Here is a 21,468-nt window from a genome sequence, read left to right on the forward strand (position 1 = left end):
TTTCGCGCGTCGGGCATCGGCAGGCTCCCTCCTTGCGCCGGATGGCATGGATCATAACCGTCCGACCGTGCCAACGGCACGTTCGCGGCGTCGGCCGCTGGGGAACGGGCCGGGCGCGCCGTTGCATCCCGCTCGAGTCACCGGGAGACGAGGGCGCGGCCCATCAGGGGACCAGCACCACCTTGCCGAACTGCGCCCGGTCGGCGAGGAGCTCGTGGGCCTTGGCCGCCTCCGAGAGCGGGAGCACCCGGTCGATTACGCCGTGGAGCTTTCGCTGCCCGAGCAGTTGGACGATGCGGAAGAGGTCGCCCTTGCTGCCCATGGTGGAGCCGAGGAGGGAGAGCCGGCGGTAGAAGAGGTGGCGCAGGTCTACGCCCACGTCGTAGCCGGTGGTGGCGCCGCAGGTGACGAGGCGGCCGCCGCTGTCGAGGGCGCGCATGCTCCCGGCCCAGGTGAGCTTGCCCACGTGGTCGAAGACGACGTCCACGCCGCGCCTGCCGGAGAAGCGGCGCGTCTCCGCGACGAAGTCCTGCTTCTCGTAGTTGATCGTGTGATCCGCGCCGAGCTCCCGCGCTTTCTCGAGCTTGGAGTCGCTGCCCGCCGTGGCGATGACCGTCGCCCCGATGAGCTTGGCGATCTGGATCGCAGCGCTGCCAACGCCGGAACCCGCCGCCTGGACGAGCACGAGCTCCCCGGGCTGCAGAGCGGCGCGCTTCACCAGCATCTCCCAAGCGGTGAGGAAGACGAGGGGCGCCGCAGCCGCCTCCTCCCAGGAGAGCCCCTTCGGCTTGGGGAGCACGTTGTGGTGGGGCACGCTGACGAGCTCCGCGTAGCCGCCGTCCCGGTGCTCGCCGACGATCTTGTAGGAGGGGCAGGCGTTGTCGCGGCCGGAGAGGCAGGCCTCGCACTGCATGCACGACTGGCCCGGCTGTACGATTACCTCGTCGCCCACCGAGATCCCGCGGACGTCGGAGCCGACGCTCTCGACGACGCCTGCGATGTCGGCGCCCAGGACGTGGGGGAACTCCACCGGGATCGACGGGATGCCCTCCCGGATCCAGAGGTCGAGGTGGTTGAGGGCGGTGGCCTTCACCCGCACCCGGACGTCGGACGGGCGGACCGCCGGGTCGGGGATCTCGGCCTGCTCCAGGACGTCGGGACCGCCATGGCGGCGAAAGACGACGGCGCGCATCGATGCTCTCCTCCTAGCGCGCAAGGAAGCACCTTCGCACGGCCCAGGCAAGCTCGAGCCCTTCGCGGGTCGCGTTCGTCGGATGGCGGAAACCGCTCGCCGTTTGGTGCAGCGTTCGCGCTAGACTGCGCCCCCGTTTCATCCGCACGGCCAGGCCGCGCGAGGAGCACGCAAGGTGAACGAGACGCGCACCATCCGCATCGAGGTGGACGAGGCAGGCATCGCCACGCTGACCCTCGATCGCCCCGAGGTCCGCAACGCGATCGACCTCGAGATGATCCAGGAGCTGACCGCCTCCCTCGCGAGCCTGGCCGTGGACCCGCGGGTGCGGGTGCTGATCCTGAAGGGCGCCGGCGACAAGGCCTTCGCGGGCGGCGCGGACATCGCCCAGCTCCGCGAGCGCCGGACCCTCGAGGCGCTGCAGCAGGTGAACGCCCGGCTCTTCCAGCAGCTGGAGGATTTTCCCCACCCGACGATCGCCGCCATCGAGGGCTTCGCCCTGGGCGGCGGTTGCGAGCTCGCGCTGGCCTGCGATCTGCGGGTCGCCGGCGAGACGGCGAAGCTCGGCTTCCCCGAGGTGGGCCTGGGGATCTTCCCCGCCGCCGGTGGGACGCACCGGCTCCCGAAGCTGGTGGGGCTGGGCAAGGCGAAGGAGCTCGTCTTCACCGGGCGGATCGTCGGCGCCGCACAGTCCCTCGAGCTGGGGCTGGTGGAGCACGTGACCCCTGCAGGCGGCGCGGAGGCGCGGGCGCGTGAGCTCGCGGCCGAGATCGCCAAGAACGGCGGCCTCGCCGTGCGAATCGCCAAGCTCGCGTTCAACGCGATCGCCCGGGGCAACGACCCCGAGCCCATCGAGAAGCTGGGGCAGGCAATCCTCTTCGAGTCGCAGGACAAGCTCGACCGGATGGGCGCCTTCCTCGAGAAGCGGAAGAAGAAGGAAAACCAGGGATGAACGAGATCAAGACGGTTGCGGTCCTCGGCGCGGGCACAATGGGCGCGGGGATCGCGCAGGTGGCCGCGGCGGCGGGCTGGCGGACCCTGCTCTTCGACGTGACGGCGGAGCGGGTAGAGGCGGGCCTCGGCAGGATCCGGGACACGCTCGAGAAGGGCGTGGAGAAGGGCAAGGTCGCGAAGGCCGACGCCGACGGGACGCTCTCGCGCCTCCACGGGATCACGAGCCTGGATCAGGCGGCCGACGTGGGCCTCGTGATCGAGGCGGTGCCGGAGGATCTCTCCCTCAAGGTGAAGGTCCTCGGCGAGGCGGCGAAGCACGTGGCGAAGGACGCGATCCTCGCCTCGAACACTTCGAGCCTCTGCCTCACCGAGCTGGCGGCGGCGCTTCCCGGGCCCGCGCGGGTCGTGGGGATGCACTTCTTCAATCCGGTGCCCCGGATGAAGCTCCTCGAGGTGGTGCGGGCGCACCAGACCTCCGACGAGACGCTGGAGGTGGTCCGGGAGGTCGGCACCCAGATGGGCAAGGAGGTGATCGTCGTCCGCGACATGCCGGGCTTCGCCTCCTCGCGCCTGGGGATCGCGCTGGGCATGGAGGCGATCCGGATGCTGGAGGAGGGCGTCGCCACCGCTCCCGAGATCGACGCGGCGATGAAGCTGGGCTACGGCCACCCGATGGGGCCCCTCGAGCTCACCGACCTCGTGGGCCTCGACGTGCGCATGGCGATCGGCGAGTACCTCCATCGGGAGCTGGGCGGCGAGCAGTTCCGTCCGCCGCAGCTGCTCAAGCGCCTGGTCCGCGCGGGCAAGCTCGGCCGCAAGAGCGGCGAGGGCTTCTACAAGTACTAGACGTCCGGTCCTTGCAGCCGGCCGGGCGTGCGCCGGCCCGCTGTAGGCCATCGTCGTCCTTCCTACCCTTGGATCGGAGGAAGGAGCGGCGGAATGGGGCGAGCGGGGCGGCCGGAACGGGGGCGACGAGAGGCACCGGCGCCTACCACCGCGGGGCGAACGGCGAGGGCCTCGCCCGCGATCCAATCCGGCCTCCAGCTCGAAGCCATCTGGAGCCAGGCGCTCCTGCGCCGCCTCCGCAGCCGCTGCCCGCAGCGGCTGGCGCTCCGGATCACCGACAACGTCCACACGATGCTGTCGTTCCGGCGCCGCGACGGTCTGCTGGAGGTGCGGCTCCACCACATGTTCCTGGTCGCGCCCGATCCGGTGGTGGCCTCGCTCGCGGCCTACATCCGGGGCAGTGAGCCGCGGGCCTCCGAAGTGCTCGACCGTTTCATCCTCCGGCACCGCTGGTTGATTCGACGCGTGCCGCCCCACGTCCGGAGGAGCCGGGTGCCGATCCGGTCCCGGGGGCGTCATCACGACCTGGCCGCGCTCTTCGACGGCCTCAACCGGGAGCTACTCGGCGGGAAGGTGGACTGCGAGATCACGTGGGGTGCAGCGCCTCGTGTGAAGCTCCCGCGCAAGTCGATCAAGCTCGGCTCGTACTCGGCCGATTCACGGCTGATCCGGATCCACCCGGCGCTCGACCAGGCGCACGTGCCCGGCTACTTCGTCCGGTGGATCGTCTTCCACGAGATGCTCCACCACCTCCACGGGATCACGAGGAAGGGCGGGCGGCGGTGCGTCCACTCGCCGGGCTTCTGCGCCGATGAGCAGCGCTATCCCGCCCTCGAGCGCTCGAGGGCCTGGGAGCGCGAGAACCTCGACGGGCTGCTCGCCTGGGAGCCCGAGGCGGAAGCAGGGGAGGACGTCGCGCAGCTCCGTGTCGCCGCCGGCGGCAGGCGCTGAGAGGTTCAGCGCGTGCCTTCTTTGTCCGGGGTGAAGAGCAGGCTCGACGCGTGGCGTGCCTCGGAGGGCCGCTTCTCCAGCATCCTCCCGAAGAACGCCCTGCAGAAGGGGATCCGCTGGACGGGCGCGCCGCTCGCCAGCATGCGCGCGGTGGACGCGGCCACCTGGGACCGATGCACCCGGCCGGTCGCCTCGAAGAGTCTCGCGGTGTCGAGCAACCATCCTGCGAAGAGCCCGCGCCGCCGATCGTCGAAGTAGCGATCGGCCTCGCGCTCCACCGCCGTAGCGAGGGCCTCCTCGCGCTGCAGGTCGCCCTGCGGACCTTCCAGGTAGAGCGGGCTCGAATGGACCGCCTCGAGCCGCGTCGAGAACGCCTGGATCTCTTCGCGCGGCGGGAACCACCGGCTGAGCTCGGGCTCCGCGAAGAGCGTCTCCGACTCGGCGACGAGCTCGTGGAGCTTGTCGTCCGGCGGCCGGCCCTCACCGCGAGGTGCCAGCGGAGGCGGCGTTTCGGCGGGAATCGGGCCGAGGACCTGTGCGGCCCAGGAGGGAAAGTCGGTCGGGCAGGCGCCACCTTTCCGCGCCGCCACCCGGGCGCGGTTCAGCGCGATCCGGGCCTCGTCGCGGCCGACCTCGAGGATGGTCACGCCGCCTTTGCGGGGCAGCTCGTCCGCGAGCTCCCGGAACCGCTTCCGCGACAGCTCGCCGAGGAGGAAGTCCGCGACTCCGCCTGTGTCGGAGACCACGATCTGCGCGAGCTCGATCCCTCGCCCGGGCAAGGTGCGGGTCCAGAAGACGGCCCGCTCGCCGAAGGCGTCGAGGCTGGAGAGGTAGACGGGGGGCTCGGCGGCGCCGGCGGCCTCGGTTGCCGGCCGCGGCTCGGGAGCGGGGCGGGCCGGGAGCCCGACCTCCACGCCGCGCTGCTTGAGCGCGTGGGCGAGGCGCTTGGCCTCCTTCTGCAGCTCCTTGTCGCCCTGCGCCGCCGCCTCCACGAGGACCTCGAGGCGGTCGGCCTGGGCCGCCGCTCGCAGGAGGGCGCGGCCCAGCACCGGGGGCATCGCGAGGATTGCGTCGAGCTCCGCGTCCGCGATCTCGTCGGCGAGGCAGCGCGCCTCGTCCACCGCCTCGGGAGAGGCGCCGACCTTCTCGGCGATGGAGCGAGGGTTCCCCTCGGGATCTCGCAGCAGGTCGAGGACCCGGCGGGCGTCCAGTTCGGTTTTCTTCGTCATGCGAGCCGATGACGCTAAGGCCCCGAACCGATCGGGTCAAGAATGCTCGCTCGCCGCGCGCAAATGAGCGCGCGGTACATCGCTGCGCACGCATACGAACGCCGGCGAAGGAGCTCCCGCGCCGGCGTTCGTTAGGACTTTTTTAGAAGCGGAAGTCCTCGCCCTGGGCCTTGAGCGCGGTGATCGTCGCGAGGTTCACGATGTCGTTCACGCTGGCGCCGAGCTGCACCACGTTCACGGCCTTGTTCATTCCGAGGAGGATCGGCCCGATCACCTCGGCACCGGCGAGGCGTGCGAGGAGCTTGTACGAGAGGTTGGCGGCGTCCAGGTTCGGGAAGACGAGGACGTTCGCCTCGCCCTTCAGCGTCGAGAAGGGGAAGATCTCCTCGCGCAGCTCCGGAACGAGCGCGGCGTCCACCTGCATCTCGCCGTCCACCACGAGGTCCGGGCGCTTCGCCTTGAGGATCCGCGTGGCCTCGGCCACCTTCGACGGGCTCGCCGTCGGCGACGAGCCGAAGTTCGCGTAGGAGAGCATCGCGACGCGCGGCTCGATGTCGAAATAGCGGGCCAGGTCGGCGGTGCGCGCCGCGATGTCGGCGAGCTGCGACGCAGTGGGGTCGGGGTTCACCGTGCAGTCCGCGAAGAACTTCACCTCGTTCTTCGTGGCTACCACGTACACGCCGGCGGCCGTCTCGCCCTCCGCGGTGCGGATCACCTGAAGCGGCGCCCGCAGCGCCTCCGGGTAGCTCATCGAGTGGCCGAGGACCATGCCGTCCGCCTTGCCATCGCGGATCATCATCGAGGCGAAGGTTGAGCGGGTGCGCACCAGCTTGCGGGCCTCGCGGCGGCCGATCCCCTTGCGCTGGCGCAGGGCCCAGAACTCCTCCACGTAGCGCTCGAAGTCCTCCGCCGTCTCCGGATCGATCACCTCGACGCCCTGGAGCTCTTCGATCTTGTGCTCGGTGATCATCCGGCGGATCTCCGCCTCCGGCCCCATCAGGATCGGCTTGCAGATCCCGTCCGAGGCGAGGATGGCCGCCGCCTGCTGCACCTTGCTCGTGTTCCCCTCGGGGAAGACGATCCGCACCGGCTGCTTCTTGGCCTTCTCCACCACCGCGCGCATCACGCCGTAGGCGCGGGACTGCGAGCGGCGCAGGCGCTCCCGGTACTCCTCGAGGTCCAGCTCGACCCGGTTGACGCCGTCCGCCATCGCCGCCGCCGCCACCGCCGGTGCAACCCAGAGGAGCACGCGCGTGTCGAAGGGGGTGGGGATGATGTAGTTCGGGCCGAACGCGAGCTTCGCGCCGCCGTACGCGCGCGTCACGTTCTCCGGCACTTCCTGCCGGGCGAGCTGGGCCAGCGCCTGGGCCGCCGCCATCTTCATGCCCTCGGTGATCGCCTTCGCCCGAACGTCCAGGGCCCCGCGGAAGATGAAGGGGAAGCCGAGGACGTTGTTCACCTGGTTCGGGTAGTCGCTGCGGCCCGTGGCCATGATGATGTCCGACCGCGCCTCCACGGCCTCCGGGTACGAGATCTCCGGATCGGGGTTCGCGAGCGCGAAGACGATCGGGTTCTTCGCCATCGAGCGGATCATCTCCTGATCCACCAGGCCCTTGGCCGAGAGGCCGAGGAAGACGTCCGCGCCCTTCATCGCGTCGGCCAGCGTCCGGGCCGCGGTGGGCACCGCGAAGGCCGCCTTGTACGAGTTCATCCCCTCGGTGCGGCCCTCGAAGATCACACCCTTGGTGTCGACCATCATCAGGTTCTGCCGCTTCACGCCCAGCGCGATGTAGAAGTTCGCGCACGCGATCGCCGAGGCGCCCGCGCCGCTCACCACCACCCGGAGCTGGTCCAGACTCTTGCCGGCGAGGTCCGCCGCGTTCAGCAGCGCCGCGCCCGAGATGATCGCCGTGCCGTGCTGGTCGTCGTGGAAGACCGGGATGTTCATCGAGGCCTTCAGCCGCTCCTCGAGCTCGAAGCACTCCGGCGACTTGATGTCCTCGAGGTTGATCCCGCCGAAGGTGGGCTCCAGCGCCTGGATCACCTTCACCATCGCGTCGACGTCCGTCACATCGATCTCGATGTCGAAGACGTCGATGTCCGCGAACTTCTTGAAGAGGACGCCCTTGCCCTCCATCACCGGCTTGCCCGCGTGGGGGCCGATGTTGCCGAGGCCCAGCACCGCCGTGCCGTTCGAGATCACGCCCACCAGGTTTCCGCGGGCCGTGTACTTGTAGGAGAGGTCCGAGTCCTCGGCGATCTCCAGGCAGGGCTCTGCCACGCCGGGGGAGTAGGCCAGGGAGAGGTCGCGTGCGGTGGTCACCGCCTTGGTCGGGACCACCTCGATCTTCCCGGGGCGCCCGGACGAGTGGTAGTCGAGGGCGTCCTGCTTCTTGATCTTGCTGCCGGTGCCGAGATTCGTTGCCATGCGTGTGCGACCCGTCGGATGGCCGCCTGAGGCAGCCGGTGGAACGGGCACAAATAGTGCCCGAGCGAATCGTGCGCTACACTACACCTTCTCGGCCCGCGGTGTCGGCGCGTACGAGTGACGCGTCGCACAAACCGGAGGCTGGAGGGGAGGGCACGTGGTCCGGTCGTTCGCGGTCGCCGTCGGAGCCGTAGTCGTCTTCTTCGCGTCCGTGGCGGGGGCGAAGTGTGGGGCACCTTGCGGTGATTACCTCTGTCCGCAGGGGAGGGCCGCGCGGGCGTTTTCGGCCACAGTGACCGACGTGTCGGAGCGTGGGATGACCCTGCGGGTCGATGACACCTTCGGCTCGGTTGGCGTAAGCGAAGGGGACGAGCTGGATGAGAGATCGTACGGAGCCGTCCTCGGCGATCGGTACTTCGTCATCGTGGGGACTGACTCTGACCAGCATTTGATGCCCATCTACGAGGCCGGCCAGGTGCACTGCGTCGACGCGATGGTCCCTCTCGAACGCGCCGCATCGATCGCCCTCGCGCCGAGTTGCTACGACGAGGCACTGAAGGATGGTCTCATGCCCAAGTGCGACGACTGGGCCGGCTGCTCCTCGGGAGGCGGCGGCCCCGCCATCCTTACGGTTGGCGCCGCGGCGGCCCTCTTCGCTGCCCTCCGCTCGAGGCGGCGTAACCTGGCGTAGCCGGTCGCGACGGCGGTGTCGTCGCGCCACAGGTGACGCGACACATCAGTCGGAGGCTGGAGGGGAGAGAACATGATCCGCTCGTTCGCCATAGCCGTGGGAGCCGTAGTCGTCTTCTTCGCGTCCGTGGCGGGGGCGGACTGCGCCCCTTCCATAGGCGAGGACCTCTGTCCCCCCGGTGGCGTCGCGCAGGCGTTCCTCGCCACCGTAACCGATGTGTCAATGGATGCGTTCCTTCGGGTCGATGCGTTGACCCTTCGGGTCGACGACAGCTTCGGCTCCGACTTCGGAGAATCCGTGGAAATGGACACCCGTCCGCGGCTGATACCCGACAGAGTTGGTCTCGGCGATCGGGTCCTCGTCATCGTGGCGTCCAAGGGCCGACCGCAGGCGCCCTGGGCGCTGATCCACGTCGACGAGGCCGGGATGGTCCATTTCTGGGGGGAACGCGCGACACTTCCGGCCGAACGGGCCGCGTCGATCGCCGTCTCGCCGAATTGCTACGCAGAGGCGAACACGGAAGCGCCCACGCCTGAGTGCCTCGACGATACCGTCACCACCTCCACGAACAGCTGCTCGTCGGGAGGAGGCGCCCCCGGCATCCTCTCGGCTGGCGCTGCGATGGCCCTCCTCGCCGCCCTACGCTCGAGGCGTCGCGTCACCGCGTAGTCGATTGGCAGTGTTTCCGGCGCCCGGGCGGAACTAGTGCCAGGGCGAATCGTCGGCTACACTTCATGTTCTCGGCCTCGCGGTGTCGTCGCACACGTGGGACGACGCGCAATTCGAGGCCGGAGGGGAGAGCACATGGTCCGGTCGATCGCAGTCGCTGTGGGAGCCGTAGTCGTCTTCTCCGCGTCAGTGGCAGGGGCAACAGACTGTGTGCCACCCTGCGGCTGGGACGTCTGCCCGCCGGCGGGCGTCGATCAGGCGTACCTGGCCACGGTGACCGACGTCTCGTCGCACGGGATGACCCTGCGGGTCGATGACACCTTCGGCTCGTTTGGCGTACGCGAAGGGGACGAGATATTCGTGGGACCGGACGGAACCGTTGGCGATCGGTACTTCGTCGTCGTGGATGTCAATTCTCGCCCGCAGAGGCTGCGCGTGGACGGCGCCGGCCTCGTCCACCTTTGCGGGGGATATGAAAGGATTCCGGTCGAACGGGCGGCGTCGATCGCCCTCGCGTCGAATTGCTACGAAGAGGCAAAGAAGGAGGGGCTGATGGCCGAGTGCCCCGATGGAAGCGGCTGCTCCTCGGGAAGCGGTGGCCCGGCCGTCCTCACGGCTGGCGCCGTGGCTGCCCTCTTCGCCGCCCTCCGCTCGCGGCGTCGCATGATCCCGTAGCCGACTCGCGGCCATGTCTCGCCGCACCCGGGCGGGCGCTCATCGTTTGGCCGGGCTGCGGCGGTCGTCCGCGCCTCTTCCGGCCGCCTACGGAGACGACGCTCCGCTCGGGCAGAATTGTGACCGAGCGAATCATCGGCTACGCTTGACCGTGTCGGCCTCGCAGTGTCGTCGCGTATGGGGACGCTTCGCATGACTCGAGGCTGGAAGGGGAGGGAACATGGTTCGCTCGTTCGCCGTCGCAGTGGGAGCCGTAGTCGTCTTCTTTGCGTCCGTGGCGGGGGCGCAATGCCTTCCTTCCATCGACTATGAGCTCTGTCCCCCGGGAGGCGTCGCGCGGCCGTTCCTGGCCACCGTGACCGCGGTGTCGGCGGATGGGTTGACCCTCCGGGTCGACGACCGTTTCGGCTCGGAGGGCGTCGGAGAATCGGTCGAGGTGAATACCCGGCCGGACATGTCACCCGACCGAGTCGGTCTCGGCGATCGGCTCCTCGTCATTCTGGCGGCCGACCGCGAACCGCAGGCGCCCTGGGCGCTGATGCGCGTCGACGACGCCGGAGTGGTCCATTTTGTGGGGGAACGCGCGGAGATCTCGGTCGAACGCGCCGCGTCGATCGCCCTCTCGCCGGATTGCATCGATCAGGCGACCACGGAAGTGCCCGTCAAGGAGTGCCGCGATATGATCGCCGTCACCACCTGCTCTTCGGGAGGAGGAGGCGCGCCCGCCATCCTCACGGTCGGCGCCGTGGTGGCCCTCTTCGCCTCCCTCCGCTCACGGCGGCGCGTCAACGAGTAGCCGACTCGCGCTGCCGTCGCGCACGAGTGACACGACCTATGTTTCGAGGCTGCAGGGGAGAGCACATGGTCCGGTCGTTCGCCGTCGCTGTGGGAGCCGCAGTCGTTTCCTTTGCGTCCGTGGCGAGGGCGGACTGTGTGCCACCTTGCGGGAGCTACCTCTGCCCGTCCCCCGGGGTCGCGCAGGCCCTCCTGGTCACAGTGATCGAGGTCACCGACGATTCGACCACCCTGCGGGTGGATGACACGTTCGGCTCGGACGGGGCTCGCGAGGGAGACGAATTGAGCGTGGAGCGATGGCAGGCGCCTATGGCCGAGCCTCGAAGCCGGTTCTACTTCGCCGTGCCGGCCCCGAGCGGGAGGTGGAACCCAGGTTCCCTGCTGCCGGTCGACGAGTCCGGCCAGGTCCGGTGTGAAGGCGGAAGGACGATCCCTCTCGAACGCGCCGCCGCCATGAGTCTCTCGGCGAACTGCGAACGGGAGGCGGCGGAGGAAGGGCTCATGCCGGAATGCCACGACGTGATTTCCGCCGTCGGCTGCTCGTCGTGGGGCGGCGACCCCGCCGTTCTCCCGGTCGGCGCCGTGGCGGCGCTTCTCGCTGCTCTCCGCCTCCGGCGGCGCGCCATCGCTTAGACGACTCGCGGCGTCGCACCTCACGTGGCAAGACCTCCGCGGCCCACCTCGCCGAACCGCTCGTCGTCGGGACTCGCGCTGCCCCCGGGCCGGAGTGGTCCGGGGGCAGTAGGTGCGTGAGCGTCAGGGCGCTTCGTGGATCCAGAGGAAGAAGGGATCTGGCACCGGCGGCCCGTGCTCGAAGACCCACACGCTGTAGCGGCCGGAGGCGGGCGCCGTCAGCACCATCCGAGGACATCCGCCCACTCCGCTCCTCATGTCCGAGTCGATCGGGCGGATGGAGGGATCGTAGAGGTTGACGTAGGGCGGCGTCGGGGGTGGCCCGGGCGGCTGATGGCACTCGTAGGGAGCGCCCATGAAGAGATCGATGAGGTAGGAGTGTCCGGCCTCCGCTTGGAATGAGTAGACGAGCGCCTGTTGATTGAGGGATCGGGTGACCCACCGGCCGACCGGTACCGTCACGCCGAACGGCGCGCTCTGTTCCTGGTTGTTCGTGTCGAAGAACTCGATCTGGCAGGTGGCGCTGCAGCCCGAGCCGATGGAGGCGCCCCGGTCGTCGCAGGTCTCCGGCGGGTCGATGATGCCGTCGCCGCAGGTGATCAGGTGGCAGCTGCCGCCACGGGGCGGGCACGCGTAGCCCGGCTCCAGCCTGCACGTCGCGGAGCAGCCGTCCCCGTTCACGAGGTTTCCGTCGTCACATTCTTCGCCGGCGCCCCGGAGTCCGTCGCCGCAGACGTTCGCGGTGCAGAGTCGGCCCGGAACGGCGCAGGTGAATCCAGGCTCGATCGTCTTGCAGTCTGCGCTGCAGCCATCGCCGCCCACATGGTTGCCGTCGTCGCAGGCTTCGGTCGGGCCCACGATGCCGTCGCCGCACCGATCCTTGGTGAAGACGATGACCGACGGGGCGGCGGTCCACGGCTGGCCATTTCGCGTGGAGGCCACGATCACGAGGAGCTGGCCGGGTTGGATCACGAGGTCCTGGACGTCGGGGTGAAAGGTGTCTCCCGATCCAACGTCACCTTCGAGGCAGTTCGAGGTCGGAGCCCAGGGATCGAAGGGGAAGCGGTAGGCGAGGAGCAGGCCGCTGTTGCTGTCGGCGAAGGTCGCGCGAGCATGGATGCGCTGGGCGAATCCCGTCGCGTTCACGATCGGGAAGGCCAGGAACAGGTCCGTCGAATCGGAATCCGGCAGACAGTCGCTGCCCGCGCGGCCCCACCAGTCCGGGCTTCGTGCCGTGGTCAGTGCGATGGATCCGCCGGGATTCGCGATCGGCTGGCCTTCCCAGGTGCACGTAGAGGAGCATCCGTCGCCCGACCGCGTGTTGCCGTCGTCGCATTCCTCTCCGGGATCGACGACCCCGTCGCCGCAGGAATGGCCGCCGCCCGTGCCGCCGGTGCCTGCCGTTCCGCCGCTGCCGCCCGTGCCGTCGTCGCCGGCCGTTCCGCCGATTCCGCCCGTGCCGTCGTCGCCGGCCGTTCCGCCGTTTCCGCCCGTGCCGTCGCTGCCGGCCGTTCCGCCGTTGCCGCCCGTGCCGTCGCTTCCGGCTGTTCCGCCGTTGCCGCCCGTGCCGTCGCTGCCGGCCGTTCCGCCGTTGCCGCCCGTGCCGTCGCTTCCGGCTGTGCCACCGCTGCCGCCCGTGCCGTCGCTGCCGGCCGTGCCGCCGCTGCCCGCCGTGCCACCGCTTCCGCCGGTGTTGGTGAGGCCGGGATCGTTCTGGCTGGTTCCGCACGCCGTCGCGCCGAGCAGCGCGACGGCCAGGATCAGGGTACCTCGCGTGAATGACGTCGACGCCTCCTGTTTCATGAGCGAGGCGTCGAAGCGTATTTTCGGTTTCCGTCCGTTGTGAAGTCGCCACCCTCGGCAAATGTCCGCTGGTGGACAGATTCGAGAGCCCGAGACGTCAAGCGACGCGAGACGGGGTCGTGCGAAGGGGCGACGGGTCGGGCTCAGACCTCGGGCTTGGTGACCCGGAAGACGATCCACGGCGGGAGGAGGAGCCTCTCGAAGCCGACGAGGCCAACCTCGTCACAGAGCCGGCGTAGCTCCGCCTCCTCGAAGCGGCGGATGCCCACCTTGCGCTCCAGGCGGTCGAGGGGCTTGAGGCCCTCGAGAAGCGTGGCGCAGACGAAGGCGCCGCCCGGCGCGAGGGTACGGGCCACCTCGGCGAGGACCTGCGAGGGCTCGTCGTAGAGGTGCAGCGCGGCGACGTCGAGGACGCCGGCGAAGACCTCGTCGCGGAAGGGGAGGTGTGCGGCGTCGGCGCGGATGAGCTCGACGGTGGCGCCGCTCTCGCTGAGCTGGTGGTGGGCCTCCTCGAGCATCGCCGCGGAGCGATCGAGGCCGAAGACCGGGCCGGCGCCGGGTCGCATGGCGAGGTCGCGGGCGAGATGGCCGGTGCCGCACGAGAGGTCGAGGAGCGGCGCGCCCGGTGGTGGCGCGAGGAGGGCCCGGGCGAGGAAGCGCTCGCTCTCCGCGTCGAGGGAGAGGCGGGAGAGGGCGGGCCGCAGGCCGCGCTCGTAGAAGCGGGCGACCGGCCGGAGCTCCATGGCCCGCTGGGCGAGGGAGCGGCGCAGCGGAGGTGCGTGATCCGGCGGCACGAGGAGGTCGAGGATCCCCTCGGCGAGGGGGTAGGCCATGTGGCAGGTGGCGCACCGGACGGGGCCGAAGCCCAGGAGCGCCTTGTCGCCTTCGGCCTCGAGGGGCCCGCCGCCGCATCGGGGGCAGCGGAGCAGGGCGAGGGAGGAACGTCTCACGATTGGCCCACCCTACCAGCTCGGGCGGTGCCTACCAGCGCAAAGCCGAGACGCTGCACCAGCGAGCGGCCCCGGTTGCGTAGCGCCCGAGCCCGTCCGTGGTAGGCTGATGCAAATTCGTTCAATCATGAGGGGGGTCGAGATGCTCCGTTTCGCCAGCGTGTTTGTCGGAACCTTGGTGGCCGCGTTCTCGTTGCAGGGATGTGGGGGCAATCTCCCTGCGGGCAAGTCTTGCACGGCCGTAGCGTGCTCGGATTCGGTGCGCGTCGACCTCCAAGGGTTGGACGCGATCGAGCCCGTTCGCATCGAGGGCGCCTTCGTCGTCGGTGGCGAGCGACGCGAGTTCTGGTGCGATATCAGCGAGCATCAGGGCTCCCCGGACTGGACGGTCGGCTGCGACCAGAAGCGGGTCTGGATCAATGACATCGCCAGTGCCGCCCCGGAGGAGCTCGAGGTCGAGGTCGTCGTCGCCGCCGCCGACGGGGGCGACCTGGTTTTCCGCGGCAAGGTGCGACCGACCTACCACGTCGAGCAGGACTTCAACGGTCCCGGCTGCGGGACGTGCGCCCACGGGACGGCCACCGCGATCGTGGCTCCCGAAGGCGCACGCTGAAGACGACGCGGCCCGTCGCCTCTAAATCGGCAGCATCCAAAGCTCCTTGAGGTCCCCGGGGAGCATGTTGCTGAAGTCCTCGAACTCGCCCTCGGAGATCTGGTTGCGCACCGCCGCGACCACCGCGCGGATGATCGGCTCGACCTGGTCCACCGGCTTCTTCAGGTCGGCGGCCACGATCTGGAAGAGCTCGTCCTTGCCGTACTTCTCACTGGGCTTGCCCGCGTGGATGTTGCAGCTCACGAGCAGCTCGCGGAGCTTGAGCGGGAGCTGGGCCTCCAGATCCCGGGCCTCCTCGCCGAAGACCCGCCGCTCGAAGGCGCAGAGCACCGACACGGCGGCGCACTCGGCCATCTCCATGTCGAACTTGCCGATCTCGCACAGATCCTTGAGGAAGGCCTTGTAGGTGCTCCCGGTGCGCGACTCGTGGCGCTCGTGGCGGCGCTCGGGCGTCGGTGGCGGCCGCCGGCCTGGTTCCAATTCCTCTGCCATCGAAAATCACCTCCGATCCGAATGGTGGGCACCGGATCGGGGTCGCGCACGGGGCCGCCAGCATGGGGGCGGCCGCGTTCGCACACGCAGCTCTCGTCAGGCCGGCCGGCGCCTGGTGTGCTTCTCGAGCATGGCGCCGAGGTAACGGCCCGTGTAGCTCTCGTTCACCGCGGCGACGGCCTCCGGCGTGCCCTCGGCGACCACGTGGCCGCCGGCCTCGCCGCCCTCCGGGCCGATGTCGATCACGTGGTCGGCGCACTTGATCACGTCGAGGCTGTGCTCGATCACGATCACCGAGTTGCCGGCGTCGACGAGGCGCTGGAGCACCACGAGCAGCTTCTCGATGTCGGTGAAGTGGAGGCCGGTGGTGGGCTCGTCGAGGATGTAGACCGTCTTGCCGGTGCCGACGCGGGAGAGCTCGCGGGCGAGCTTGATCCGCTGGGCCTCGCCTCCCGAGAGGGTGGGCGAGGGCTGGCCGAGCTTGAGGTAGCCCAGGCCCACGTCGTCCAGGGTCTTGAGGCCCCGCATGATCTCCTTGTGGAGGCCGAAGTGCTCGAGGGCCTCGCTGACGCTCATCTCGAGGACCTCGGCGATGTTCTTGCCCTTGAACCGCACGCGCAGGGTGGCGTCGTTGAAGCGCTTGCCGTTGCAGGTCTCGCAGACGACGTAGACATCCGGGAGGAAGTGCATCTCGACGAGCTTCTGCCCGTCGCCCTCGCAGGTCTCGCAGCGGCCACCCTTGATGTTGAAGGAGAATCGACCGGGGGTGTAGCCGAAGGCCCGGGCCTCCGGGGTCTCCGCGAAGACGTTGCGGATGTGGTCGAAGATCTTGGTGTAGGTGACCGGGTTCGACCGGGGGGTGCGGCCGATCGGCCGCTGGTCGATGTCGATCACCTTGTCGATGTTCTCGATGCCGGCGATGGCCCGGTGCTTGCCCGGCACCGCCCTCGACTCGTGAAGCGAGCGCGAGAGGGCAGGGAAGAGGATCCGGTTGACGAGGGTGGACTTGCCGGCGCCGGAGACGCCGGTGACGGCCACGAGCGCGCCCAGGGGAAAGTGGACGTCGATCCCCTTCAGGTTGTTCTCGGCGGCGCCGAGGACCACGAGCTCCTTGCCGTTGCCCTTCCGCCGCACGGTGGGGACGGCGATCTCCTTGCGGCCCGAGAGGTAGGCGCCCGTGAGGGAGCGCTCGTTTCCCATGATCTGGGCCGGCGTACCCGCCGCCACCACCGCGCCGCCGAGGTGGCCGGCGCCCGGGCCGAAGTCGACGATCCAGTCGGCCTCCTCCATGGTCTCCTCGTCGTGCTCCACGACGATCACGGAGTTGCCGAGGTCCCGCAGCCGCTTCAGCGTGGCGAGCAGCTTGCCGTTGTCGCGCTGGTGCAGGCCGATCGAGGGCTCGTCGAGGATGTAGATCACGCCGGTGAGCTCGGAGCCCATCTGGGAGGCCAGGCGGATTCGCTGGCTCTCGCCGCCGGAGAGGGATCCCGCCGCGCGATCGAGGGTGAGGTAGCCGAGGCCCACGTCGAGGAGGAAGCCGAGCCGCGAGAGGATCTCCTTGCGCAGCTCCTTGGCGATCTCCTCCTCTGAACCCTTGAGTGGCAGCTCCTTCAACCAGGAGTGCGCGCCGGAGATGGTGTCGCGCGCCAGCTCATGGATCGCCAGGCCGTGGATCTTCACCGCCCGGCTCTCGGGACGCAGGCGGGCGCCGCCGCAGTCGGAGCACGGCTTGTCGGAGAAGAAGCGCATGTAGTAGCGCTTCATCTGCTCGCTGGCCGTCTGCTTGAAGCGGCGCATGAGCTGGTTGACCACGCCCTCCCAGTCCATCCGGTAGCGGCCGCGGCCGGCGGCGTCCTCCCAGGTGAGGGTGAACTCCTTGCCGCCGGTGCCGTGGAGGATGAGGTCCTTCTGCTTCTTCGTGAGCTTCTCCCACGGCTTGTCGAGGTCGAGGTCGAAGGCCGAGGCGAGCTGCTCCACGAAGTCGGCGGTCCAGCCCTCGCCCCGCGACATCCCGCTGGCCCAGGGGGCCACCGCGCCTTCGCGGATCGAGAGGAGGGGATCCGGGATGATCAGGTCGGGATCCATCTCGGGCCGGGAGCCCAGGCCGTTGCAGGCCTGGCAGAAGCCCATGGGGTTGTTGAACGAGAACGACTGCGGCGTGAGCTCGCCGAAGGAGAGGCCGCAGGCGTGGCAGGCGTTGTGCTCGCTGAAGAAGCGATCGCCGGCCTTCTCCGCCTTGGCGTCGCCGACGATCAGCAGGCCCTTGCCCTCGCGCAGCGCCGTCTCCACCGAGTCGGTAAGCCGCGCGGCGATCTCCGGCTTCACGACCAGGCGGTCGATCACCAGCTCGAGGTCGTGCTTGGCCTTCTTGTCGAGAACGATCTTCTCGGCCGAGAGGTCCACCACCCGGCCGTCGATGCGCATGCGGGTGAAGCCGCGCTTCTTCGCGTCGTCGATCACCTCGCGGTACTCGCCCTTGCGGTTCTGCACCAGCGGCGCCAGGAGCTGGATCTTCGTGCCCTCCGGCATCTCGAGGATGGCCTCGACGATCTGCTGGGCGGACTGCTTGCCGACCTTCCGGCCGCAATTCGGGCAGTGCTGCACGCCGATGCTGGCGTAGAGCACGCGCAGGTAGTCCTGGACCTCGGTGATCGTCCCCACCGTGGACCGCGGGTTGCTCGAAGCCGCTTTCTGCTCGATGGAGATCGTCGGCGAGAGCCCGCGGATGGTGTCGTACTTGGGCTTCTCCATCTGCCCGAGGAACTGGCGGGCGTAGGAGGAGAGGCTCTCGACGTAGCGGCGCTGCCCCTCCGCGTAGAGCGTATCGAAGGCGAGCGACGACTTGCCGCTCCCCGACGGACCCGTGAAGACCACCAGCTTCTTCTTCGGGATCTCGAGCTCGACGTTCTTGAGGTTGTGCTCGCGGGCGCCGCGAATGAGGATCGAATCCGGCTCCATCGTCAGGTGACCATCCGTTCAGGCAGGGGAGGCTTCGTATAGCCCGGCGCGGGCCACGCTGTCGAGGACCTCCAGTCGATGGGGATCAACCGACGGGAGCCTCACGGCCCTCCCGTCTTGGCCGGTCTTTTCGGCCGGCCGCCCGGCTCCCGCCCGGCCCCGACCGGCCGACGGGACCCGACCCTCTCGCTGAAGTGCTACGGCGGGGCCGCATCGAAATGACTGATAGGCAACTTAACTTGACTTGATAGGTATGTCGGGCGACATCCCATACGCCCCCATATGGGGACGAGTCCACGTCAGGAGCGCGAAATGGGAAGAATGGATGATGCTTGCAAGAACGTGGTGACCGCCGTCGAAGGCGCGATCGCTTGCGGCGTAGTCGACCTCGACACCGGGATGCTGCTCGGGATCAACAACGGCGCCCAGTACACCCAGACCCTGAACGAGATCGTCGCCGCGGCGACGATGGACATGTTCCGCGGTCCGAACATCATGCGCATCCAGCAGATGGTGCGGGTCCACCGGGGCCTCCCGGAGAACGGCGAGAACTACTTCGACGAGGTCCACATCGTCTCGAAGAACAACTTCCACTTCGCGAAGACGCTGCGGGGCGGGCGGGCGGTCATCATGCTCGTCACCCGCAAGTCGACGAACATCGGCATGGGCTGGGCGCAGCTCCGGGCCGCGATCCCGTCGGTCGAGCCGCTGGTTCCGTAAGCACTCTCCGTGCAAGGTGGGCGAGACCGGAAGATGAGAGAGCTCCTCACGCGAGCCTTCGAGCAGGTGCCCGGCTGCATCGCCGCTGCCGTGGCGGACTCGCGAGGCGGCGTGCACGCTGCCCTCCCCGACACCCCTTCGGTGGTCGAGAAGCTCGAGCTCGCCGCCGCTGCCGCGTCCTGCCTCTTCGACGCGTCCCGCGTCACTCACGCCGTGTCCCCGGAAGCCGCCGACGCCCCGTCGAACGAGCTCCCCAGGGAAGCGGTGATCGTCGCGGCCGACGAACTCCACGTATTCCAGCGCTGGAACGAGGACCTCGTCCTGATCGCAGTCTGCACGCTCGATCCCCGCTTCCTGGGAAAGATCCTCAGCGAGACTCGACACCTGCTCTCGGAAGCGCGGAGCGCGACGCGATGATCGCCGAGGTCAACACGCATTCCACCGACGACACATCGTTTCTCGAGCGCGTCGAGGCGAGGGCCGAAGGCTCCACGGGCGCGCTTGTGTTCGGCGAGGAGGGTAAGATCCTCGTCGAGCAAGGAAGGATCGGCTGGGCGGCGGCGCGATCTCAGAAGCGGAAGCTGGGCGGGATCCTCCGCTCGCTCTGCGACGGCCGCGTCGAAGCGGAGGCCTTCGAACGAGCGTTCCGCCTCTGCCTCGAGAAGGCCTCCTCGCTGCGGGAAGGCCTCGTGGAGAACGGGCTCATCGACGCCGAGACCCTCCGCACGGGCCTCCAAATGCACATCGCCGAAGGGATCCGCGCGCTCAGCCGCCTCGACCTCGCCGACGCGATCTGGGTTCCCCACACCTTTCAGGAGTACGACGTCCGCTTCACCTTTCGCCCCATCGAGATCCTGAGCGCGATGGGAGGGCAGCTCTTTCCCGACCTCGCGCACGCGGCGGAGGACGACCTCGCCTGGTACCTCGAGGGCGGCGGGAGCGGCTTCGCGTTCATCCGTTCGGAGGCGCAAGCGCGGCCAGTGTCGATCGCCTCGCTGCGCGGGGAGACCTTCCGCATCCACGAGGTGCTGGAGCTCGGCAACTGGGCGATCGGCGCCCTCGACATGACGCGAGCCCTCTCGGACGGGGGCGGGCTCGCCTCGATCTCCTGGCGTCCCGGGCGGAGCCTCGCCGCGTGGGAGGCCGGCCCGACGACCTTCGTCGCCACCTGCGGCGATCCCTCGGGCCTGGCCTTCCTGCTGTCACGGCACGTGCGTCGCCGGCGAGGCGCCTAGAATGAATGACGCGGAGGTCGTCCCGCCCTTGCCCGGGGTCGGGATCCCGCCGGATCAGCTCTGGCCGGGCCCCGAGGCCGTGCCGATCCTCGCATGCGCGCGATCGAGCCCGCATCGCCCGCGCTGGGATCTCGTGGGGCGGCGCGGAAAGGAAGACGGAAGCGGTGGGACGGACGTCTTCGTGGTCGAGGCAGAGGGCTGGTGCCTGAAGACCTCGATGCGCAGGCGCTTCCCGAAGCGGCACGACGCGCAGGAGGCCATGCGGGTGCTGGGTGATTCCAAGCGCCGCCTCGGGGCTTGGATGCCGTCCCACTCGGCCCTCGCTGTCTCGGAGGGACACGGCGGGGATTGGTGGCTCTGGACGATCTGCCCCTGGCTCACGACCCTGCGCACGAGGATGACGGCTGCCGAGAGCCTGGGTGACGAGGCCGCCTTGGGAGCGGTCCTGGGGGTCTACGCCGAGGCCGCCACGGCCTCGCTGCGGATGGCGCTCGCGCAACACGTCGTCCTCGACGTCCATCCGAGCAACTTCGGCTTTGGCGGTCCCGCCCTCCACTACCTGGACGATCACATCGCCGTCGGCTCGAGCCTGCCGGGGATCGGGCACGCCCTGCTGCAGCGGATCGAGGAGTACGCCGAGCTGCCCGGCGCGATCGTCCGCTACCTCGCGCTCCTCGAGCGTGCCCTGCTCACCCTCTCGCCCATCGAGAGGGCCCAGATCGGCCTGGCCGAGGCCTTCGAGCAGACCCTGGCGCAGTCGGAAGGCGCACAGCGAGCGAAGGAGCGGCTCGTCCGCTTCTCCTCGCGCAACGCCCGCTAGGCGAGGCGCGCGTCCGCCTGGGAGGGGCCGGGCGCGCGGAGTTTGGACGCCAGGTCGATCGCCCTCACGACGAGGGCGGTCGCTCCATCCGCGGACTCCGGGAGGACGTGCAACAGGCGATCGGAGCGCTCGGCGCTGGACGCGAAGCAGCTGTCCGGAGGAGGACCGGCGATCGGAAACGGAGGCAGCGCGAAGCCGAGGCTGGCGAAGAACGCCACCAGCTCGGCCGCGGGCCCGCTCGCGACCTTCCAGGGCCCGCAAAGCAGGAAGGAAGCCACCTTGTTTCGGATGAGCTGGACCTGATCGACCTCTAGCGCGTGGCGAATGCAACCCAGCCGCTTCATGAAGCGGTCGAGCGGCTCGGCGAGGGCGCCGTCGTCCACCACGGAGGAGATCACCACGACGTCCGCCCAGTCGACGAGCCGATCGTAGACGGGGCCGAGCTCGTCGCCCTCTCCTTCGGTCAGGAGACAAGGCCACCGACACTGGCGCTCGTTCGAGGGGCAGCCCTCGAAGCGAAGGGCGGTGAGGTCGACCCGCCGGATCTCGGCCCCGGAGGCCTCGGCTGCCTGCAACGCCAGATCGAGCAAGAGCCTCGCCGACGAATGCTGCCCCGGCGGCGTCGCACCGGCACTTAATCCAAGAACTCGAACGAGTGGCTCGCCCGAGCCGCGGACTTCCGTTAGCCTGTCGCCGACGCGGTGCAGCTTCACCATGGCATCTGCCCTTTTTCCACGGAATCGCTGCCATCGTTACTGAAGCTTGCGGATCCAACTGTCAACTGTAGTTAACTTTCAGGCCAAAGGAACCTCCG

At 69.2% G+C, this 21,468-nt stretch carries 21 protein-coding genes; 13 read left to right on the forward strand and 8 right to left on the reverse strand.

The window, feature by feature from the left end; genetic code table 11:
• Positions 1-163 precede the first annotated feature (163 nt).
• Positions 164-1,192: a zinc-binding dehydrogenase gene (locus AKJ08_RS02270; RefSeq protein ID WP_050724578.1), complete on the reverse strand. Its 1,029-nt coding sequence runs from the start codon at positions 1,190-1,192 to the stop codon at positions 164-166.
• Positions 1,193-1,367: 175 nt separating this feature from the next.
• On the opposite strand from AKJ08_RS02270, the gene AKJ08_RS02275 reads away from it, so the two are divergent.
• From AKJ08_RS02275 to AKJ08_RS02285, 3 genes are all read left to right on the forward strand, one after another.
• The gene (locus tag AKJ08_RS02275; RefSeq protein ID WP_050724579.1) at positions 1,368-2,144 is read left to right on the forward strand and encodes an enoyl-CoA hydratase/isomerase family protein; all 777 of its coding nucleotides are present in this window, start codon (positions 1,368-1,370) and stop codon (positions 2,142-2,144) included.
• Positions 2,141-2,992: a 3-hydroxyacyl-CoA dehydrogenase family protein gene (locus AKJ08_RS02280; protein ID WP_050724580.1), complete on the forward strand. Its 852-nt coding sequence runs from the start codon at positions 2,141-2,143 to the stop codon at positions 2,990-2,992. The genes AKJ08_RS02275 and AKJ08_RS02280 overlap by 4 nt, the downstream gene beginning before the upstream one ends.
• Before the next feature lie 93 nt (positions 2,993-3,085).
• Positions 3,086-3,943: a hypothetical protein gene (locus tag AKJ08_RS02285; protein WP_240475414.1), complete on the forward strand. Its 858-nt coding sequence runs from the start codon at positions 3,086-3,088 to the stop codon at positions 3,941-3,943.
• Positions 3,944-3,948: 5 nt separating this feature from the next.
• Here AKJ08_RS02285 and AKJ08_RS02290 read toward each other — a convergent pair whose 3' ends face one another.
• Both AKJ08_RS02290 and AKJ08_RS02295 read right to left on the reverse strand, forming a co-directional pair.
• Entirely contained in the window at positions 3,949-5,172 is a 1,224-nt protein-coding gene (locus AKJ08_RS02290) for a hypothetical protein (RefSeq protein ID WP_050724581.1), read from the reverse strand.
• A 142-nt stretch (positions 5,173-5,314) separates the two neighbouring features.
• A complete protein-coding gene (locus AKJ08_RS02295) occupies positions 5,315-7,600 on the reverse strand; it encodes an NADP-dependent malic enzyme (protein ID WP_050724582.1) in 2,286 nt (761 codons plus the stop codon).
• Positions 7,601-7,916: 316 nt separating this feature from the next.
• Here AKJ08_RS02295 and AKJ08_RS02300 point away from each other — a divergent pair, with 316 nt between their 5' ends.
• From AKJ08_RS02300 to AKJ08_RS02320, 5 genes are all read left to right on the forward strand, one after another.
• Positions 7,917-8,291, forward strand: a complete 375-nt coding sequence (locus AKJ08_RS02300; RefSeq protein ID WP_157370423.1) for an MYXO-CTERM sorting domain-containing protein — start codon at positions 7,917-7,919, stop codon at positions 8,289-8,291.
• A 72-nt stretch (positions 8,292-8,363) separates the two neighbouring features.
• Positions 8,364-8,960 carry a hypothetical protein gene (locus AKJ08_RS02305; protein ID WP_050724584.1) on the forward strand — a complete coding sequence of 199 codons (597 nt, stop codon included), beginning with the start codon at positions 8,364-8,366 and terminating at the stop codon, positions 8,958-8,960.
• 135 nt (positions 8,961-9,095) lie between these two features.
• Positions 9,096-9,635 (forward strand): hypothetical protein, encoded by a 540-nt coding sequence (locus AKJ08_RS02310; RefSeq protein ID WP_157370424.1) that lies wholly within the window; start codon positions 9,096-9,098, stop codon positions 9,633-9,635.
• A 220-nt stretch (positions 9,636-9,855) separates the two neighbouring features.
• Positions 9,856-10,431, forward strand: a complete 576-nt coding sequence (locus AKJ08_RS02315; protein ID WP_050724586.1) for a hypothetical protein — start codon at positions 9,856-9,858, stop codon at positions 10,429-10,431.
• 65 nt (positions 10,432-10,496) lie between these two features.
• Positions 10,497-11,063: a hypothetical protein gene (locus tag AKJ08_RS02320; RefSeq protein ID WP_050724587.1), complete on the forward strand. Its 567-nt coding sequence runs from the start codon at positions 10,497-10,499 to the stop codon at positions 11,061-11,063.
• 123 nt (positions 11,064-11,186) lie between these two features.
• On the opposite strand, the gene AKJ08_RS02325 is transcribed toward AKJ08_RS02320, so the two are convergent.
• Positions 11,187-12,866 (reverse strand): DUF4215 domain-containing protein, encoded by a 1,680-nt coding sequence (locus AKJ08_RS02325; RefSeq protein WP_050724588.1) that lies wholly within the window; start codon positions 12,864-12,866, stop codon positions 11,187-11,189.
• A 143-nt stretch (positions 12,867-13,009) separates the two neighbouring features.
• Positions 13,010-13,816, reverse strand: a complete 807-nt coding sequence (locus AKJ08_RS02330) for a methyltransferase domain-containing protein (RefSeq protein WP_050724589.1) — start codon at positions 13,814-13,816, stop codon at positions 13,010-13,012.
• 259 nt (positions 13,817-14,075) lie between these two features.
• On the opposite strand from AKJ08_RS02330, the gene AKJ08_RS02335 reads away from it, so the two are divergent.
• Entirely contained in the window at positions 14,076-14,429 is a 354-nt protein-coding gene (locus tag AKJ08_RS02335; RefSeq protein WP_157370425.1) for a hypothetical protein, read from the forward strand.
• A 21-nt stretch (positions 14,430-14,450) separates the two neighbouring features.
• Here AKJ08_RS02335 and AKJ08_RS02340 read toward each other — a convergent pair whose 3' ends face one another.
• Positions 14,451-14,921 (reverse strand): DUF2267 domain-containing protein, encoded by a 471-nt coding sequence (locus AKJ08_RS02340; RefSeq protein WP_082342576.1) that lies wholly within the window; start codon positions 14,919-14,921, stop codon positions 14,451-14,453.
• A 96-nt stretch (positions 14,922-15,017) separates the two neighbouring features.
• The gene (gene uvrA / locus AKJ08_RS02345) at positions 15,018-17,879 is read right to left on the reverse strand and encodes an excinuclease ABC subunit UvrA (RefSeq protein WP_050724592.1); all 2,862 of its coding nucleotides are present in this window, start codon (positions 17,877-17,879) and stop codon (positions 15,018-15,020) included.
• Between the two features lie 312 nt (positions 17,880-18,191).
• Between uvrA and AKJ08_RS02350 the strand changes: the two genes are divergently transcribed.
• From AKJ08_RS02350 to AKJ08_RS02365, 4 genes are read left to right on the forward strand one after another with little or no spacing between them, the layout of a single operon-like run.
• Positions 18,192-18,599: a hypothetical protein gene (locus AKJ08_RS02350; protein WP_157370426.1), complete on the forward strand. Its 408-nt coding sequence runs from the start codon at positions 18,192-18,194 to the stop codon at positions 18,597-18,599.
• A 33-nt stretch (positions 18,600-18,632) separates the two neighbouring features.
• Positions 18,633-19,016 carry a hypothetical protein gene (locus tag AKJ08_RS02355; RefSeq protein ID WP_050724594.1) on the forward strand — a complete coding sequence of 128 codons (384 nt, stop codon included), beginning with the start codon at positions 18,633-18,635 and terminating at the stop codon, positions 19,014-19,016.
• Positions 19,013-19,834 carry a hypothetical protein gene (locus AKJ08_RS02360; RefSeq protein ID WP_050724595.1) on the forward strand — a complete coding sequence of 274 codons (822 nt, stop codon included), beginning with the start codon at positions 19,013-19,015 and terminating at the stop codon, positions 19,832-19,834. The genes AKJ08_RS02355 and AKJ08_RS02360 overlap by 4 nt, the downstream gene beginning before the upstream one ends.
• 1 nt (position 19,835) lies before the next feature.
• Positions 19,836-20,654, forward strand: a complete 819-nt coding sequence (locus AKJ08_RS02365) for a hypothetical protein (protein WP_050724596.1) — start codon at positions 19,836-19,838, stop codon at positions 20,652-20,654.
• Here AKJ08_RS02365 and AKJ08_RS02370 read toward each other — a convergent pair.
• Entirely contained in the window at positions 20,651-21,370 is a 720-nt protein-coding gene (locus AKJ08_RS02370; RefSeq protein ID WP_082342578.1) for an NAD(P)H-dependent oxidoreductase, read from the reverse strand. The two genes, AKJ08_RS02365 and AKJ08_RS02370, sit on opposite strands and share 4 nt — an antisense overlap.
• Positions 21,371-21,468 lie beyond the last annotated feature (98 nt).

Source organism: Vulgatibacter incomptus (assembly GCF_001263175.1).
In the GTDB taxonomy this organism is placed as follows: Bacteria; Myxococcota; Myxococcia; order Myxococcales; family Vulgatibacteraceae; genus Vulgatibacter; species Vulgatibacter incomptus.

What these genes read in the sequence shown, in the direction of transcription:
- AKJ08_RS02340 (WP_082342576.1), bottom strand. Translation starts at nt 14,921, where the DNA reads ATGGCAGAGGAATTGGAACCAGGCCGGCGGCCGCCACCGACGCCCGAG.
- AKJ08_RS02365 (WP_050724596.1), top strand. Translation starts at nt 19,836, where the DNA reads ATGAATGACGCGGAGGTCGTCCCGCCCTTGCCCGGGGTCGGGATCCCG.
- AKJ08_RS02295 (WP_050724582.1), bottom strand. Translation starts at nt 7,600, where the DNA reads ATGGCAACGAATCTCGGCACCGGCAGCAAGATCAAGAAGCAGGACGCC.
- AKJ08_RS02350 (WP_157370426.1), top strand. Translation starts at nt 18,192, where the DNA reads ATGGGAAGAATGGATGATGCTTGCAAGAACGTGGTGACCGCCGTCGAA.
- AKJ08_RS02320 (WP_050724587.1), top strand. Translation starts at nt 10,497, where the DNA reads ATGGTCCGGTCGTTCGCCGTCGCTGTGGGAGCCGCAGTCGTTTCCTTT.
- AKJ08_RS02305 (WP_050724584.1), top strand. Translation starts at nt 8,364, where the DNA reads ATGATCCGCTCGTTCGCCATAGCCGTGGGAGCCGTAGTCGTCTTCTTC.
- AKJ08_RS02290 (WP_050724581.1), bottom strand. Translation starts at nt 5,172, where the DNA reads ATGACGAAGAAAACCGAACTGGACGCCCGCCGGGTCCTCGACCTGCTG.
- AKJ08_RS02300 (WP_157370423.1), top strand. Translation starts at nt 7,917, where the DNA reads ATGACCCTGCGGGTCGATGACACCTTCGGCTCGGTTGGCGTAAGCGAA.
- AKJ08_RS02315 (WP_050724586.1), top strand. Translation starts at nt 9,856, where the DNA reads ATGGTTCGCTCGTTCGCCGTCGCAGTGGGAGCCGTAGTCGTCTTCTTT.
- AKJ08_RS02325 (WP_050724588.1), bottom strand. Translation starts at nt 12,866, where the DNA reads ATGAAACAGGAGGCGTCGACGTCATTCACGCGAGGTACCCTGATCCTG.
- AKJ08_RS02285 (WP_240475414.1), top strand. Translation starts at nt 3,086, where the DNA reads ATGGGGCGAGCGGGGCGGCCGGAACGGGGGCGACGAGAGGCACCGGCG.
- AKJ08_RS02280 (WP_050724580.1), top strand. Translation starts at nt 2,141, where the DNA reads ATGAACGAGATCAAGACGGTTGCGGTCCTCGGCGCGGGCACAATGGGC.
- AKJ08_RS02310 (WP_157370424.1), top strand. Translation starts at nt 9,096, where the DNA reads ATGGTCCGGTCGATCGCAGTCGCTGTGGGAGCCGTAGTCGTCTTCTCC.
- AKJ08_RS02370 (WP_082342578.1), bottom strand. Translation starts at nt 21,370, where the DNA reads ATGGTGAAGCTGCACCGCGTCGGCGACAGGCTAACGGAAGTCCGCGGC.
- uvrA (WP_050724592.1), bottom strand. Translation starts at nt 17,879, where the DNA reads ATGGAGCCGGATTCGATCCTCATTCGCGGCGCCCGCGAGCACAACCTC.
- AKJ08_RS02270 (WP_050724578.1), bottom strand. Translation starts at nt 1,192, where the DNA reads ATGCGCGCCGTCGTCTTTCGCCGCCATGGCGGTCCCGACGTCCTGGAG.
- AKJ08_RS02360 (WP_050724595.1), top strand. Translation starts at nt 19,013, where the DNA reads ATGATCGCCGAGGTCAACACGCATTCCACCGACGACACATCGTTTCTC.
- AKJ08_RS02355 (WP_050724594.1), top strand. Translation starts at nt 18,633, where the DNA reads ATGAGAGAGCTCCTCACGCGAGCCTTCGAGCAGGTGCCCGGCTGCATC.